Source organism: Methylobacterium sp. CCH5-D2 (assembly GCF_001556475.1).
Taxonomy (GTDB): domain Bacteria; phylum Pseudomonadota; class Alphaproteobacteria; order Rhizobiales; family Beijerinckiaceae; genus Methylobacterium; species Methylobacterium hispanicum.
The window spans coordinates 1-2,354 of record NZ_LSIX01000237.1; the positions used below are offsets into that span (position 1 = coordinate 1).

4 protein-coding genes are annotated in these 2,354 nt (G+C 75.2%); 2 read left to right on the forward strand and 2 right to left on the reverse strand.

Translation table 11 applies throughout. From position 1 onward, the window contains the following. Together AX737_RS06275 and AX737_RS06280 are read left to right on the forward strand one after the other, a co-directional pair. On the forward strand, positions 1-873 hold an 873-nt coding region (locus AX737_RS06275), incomplete at its 5' end, for a BRCT domain-containing protein (RefSeq protein WP_280949060.1). Positions 874-922: 49 nt separating this feature from the next. Beyond that, on the forward strand, positions 923-1,489 hold the full coding sequence (locus AX737_RS06280; protein ID WP_066919911.1) for a sugar O-acetyltransferase: 567 nt from the start codon (positions 923-925) through the stop codon (positions 1,487-1,489). 208 nt (positions 1,490-1,697) lie between these two features. Here the strand turns inward: AX737_RS06280 and AX737_RS36965 are convergent, their stop codons facing one another. Next, entirely contained in the window at positions 1,698-1,829 is a 132-nt protein-coding gene (locus AX737_RS36965; RefSeq protein WP_280949061.1) for a hypothetical protein, read from the reverse strand. Positions 1,830-1,888: 59 nt separating this feature from the next. Then, positions 1,889-2,354: GNAT family N-acetyltransferase (locus AX737_RS06285; protein WP_156453557.1), on the reverse strand; the 466-nt coding region annotated here is incomplete at its 5' end.

Below are 2,354 nucleotides of genomic sequence, written 5' to 3' on the forward strand. Positions count from 1 at the left end.
TCCTTGCGCGCCGCCGGCGAGACGGTCCGCCAGCCCAAGAAGGCGGCGCGCAAGGAGGAGCGGGCGCTCGCCATCGAGAACCTGTTCGCGGCGATCGCGGCGCGGCGCAGCGTCGCCCTGCCGCGCTTCATCTTCGGGCTCGGCATCCCGAATGTCGGCGAGGTGACCGCGAAGGAGCTCGCCAAGGTGTTCCCGGACATGCCGGCCCTGATCGCGGCGGTCGACGCGGCCGGTGCCTGCCGCCCGGGTGTCGCGTGGCTGGAACTCGACGCGGTGGAGCGGATCGGCCCGGTGGTGCGCGACGCGCTCCTCGACCGCGTCGCGGAGCGGGCGGAGCAGGGCCTGCCCCCGGAGATCCTCGCGCCCGGCGCCGTGAAGGGTCTCGGCGCGGCCGCGCGCGACAGGCTGGTCGCTGCCTTCGGCGAGGGCGAGGCCCTCGACGAGGCCCTGTCGCGCGCGGCCCGCGAGCGGCCCTGCGACGCCTACCTGCGCTTCGCGGAGGGCGCGAGCGACGTCGGCGATGTGGTGAAGGACGCGCTCATCGACTTCTTCGCCGAGGCGCACAACCGCGACGCCGTCCAGGCGCTGCTCGACGCGGTGCGCACCGAGCGGCCCGAGACGGCCGCGCCCTCCGGCGCCGGCGACCTCGCCGGCAAGATCGTGGTGTTCACCGGCAGCCTGGAGCGGATGACCCGCAACGAGGCGAAGGCGACCGCCGAGCGGATGGGCGCCAAGGTCGCCTCCTCCGTCTCAGGCAACACCGACCTCGTGGTGGCGGGGCCGGGCGCCGGCTCGAAGCTGAAGGAGGCGGAGAAGCACGGCGTCACCGTGCTGACCGAGGCGCAGTGGCTGGAGCGGGTCGGGCAGGCCTGATCCCGCGGCCGCGCGCCGCCACCGATCCCGATTACAACCAGGAGGATGCATGGCCGACTCTTCGGACGGACGTTCCCAGAAGGAGCGGATGCTCGCCGGCGACCTCTACGTCGCCGACGACCCCGAACTCGCCGCCGACAACCGGCGCATCTCGGCGTGGATGGACCGCTACAACGCCAGCCAGACCCTGGGCCAGCCCGAGCGGCAGGCCCTCCTGGAGGAGATGTTCGGCAGCGTCGGCGCGGGCTGCAACATCCGGCCGCCCTTCCACTGCGACTACGGCTACAACATCAGCCTCGGCCGGGGCGTGTTCATGAACCACGGCTGCTGCATCCTGGACGTGGTCCGGGTCAGCATCGGCGACCTGACGCAGATCGGGCCCGGCGTGCAGATCCTGACCGCCGACCACCCGCGCGACCCGGTCCAGCGGCGCCGGATGCTGGAATTCGGGCGCCCCGTGACGATCGGGGCGAATGTCTGGATCGGCGGCGGCGCCATCATCCTGCCAGGCGTGACGGTCGGGGACGACGCGATCATCGGGGCGGGCAGCGTGGTCACCCGCGACGTGCCGGCCGGCGGCGTCGCGGTCGGCAATCCCGCCCGGCTCCGCGGCTAGCACCACTCGCCCGGCACCGAACGCGCGGGTGGGCGCTTCGTCCGGCCGGATCGGGGGTCGGTCGAGCGAACCGCTGCCGGGTCGTCGCAGCCGGTGGAGGGAAACCGGGCGCGACCGCCCGGCCCGCGAGGGCGCGGCGGCGGATTGCGCCACCTCAGCGATCGGGTGCCGCGACCGGGCAACGATCCGTCGCCCCGGATCGCCCGCCTCAGCGCAGGTGGAACGCGATCCAGGCGACCGCGGCGAGCGTCGCCACCAGCAGGAGGGCCCGGCCGATCCCCCTGGCGCGCGGGCGCGCGGCGTGGGACCGGGGCGGGAATGCACGCGGCGACTCGACCATCCCGGGCAGAACGGGCGCGGACGAGGCCCGTTCCCGCGCCGGAGCGGTTCGGGCCCGCCTCAGCGCCGCCGCAGCGCCCGCTTCGCCGCGGCGCGGGCGCGCTGTCCGAGGCGGGCGAGACGGATCCTCAGGTCGAGCGCGGGCCCGCGCGCGTCCGGCGGCAGCGCCACGATCTCCAGCACGGCTTCGCGCTCGGGGTAGAGGTCTTCCAGGGCCGATCCAGGCAGGGCGGCCGAATCGAGACGGTCGGCAAAGCGCGTCTCGTGGCAGGCCCGGACGATTTCCGCCTCCAGCACGAGGCCGGGGGCCTGCGCGCGGCGCGTCTCGTCGTAGGCGGTCTTCAGGAGCGTCGCGGTGCGCCCGTCGGTCAGCGCGAGGCTCACCGCGACCGGCACGCCGTCGAGGGTCAGGCTGTCGGCCCGCGCGCGGACCGGACCGTCCGCCGCCGCGAACAGGGCGCGCGCGAGCCGCGCGGTCTCCGGGCGGCAGGCCATGGCGGTGCCGGCGGCGCCCTTCCAGCCCTGC

Coding starts and splice junctions, on each gene's coding strand:
- AX737_RS06280 (WP_066919911.1), top strand. CDS start 923: ATGGCCGACTCTTCGGACGGACGTTCCCAGAAGGAGCGGATGCTCGCC.
- AX737_RS36965 (WP_280949061.1), bottom strand. CDS start 1,829: ATGGTCGAGTCGCCGCGTGCATTCCCGCCCCGGTCCCACGCCGCGCGC.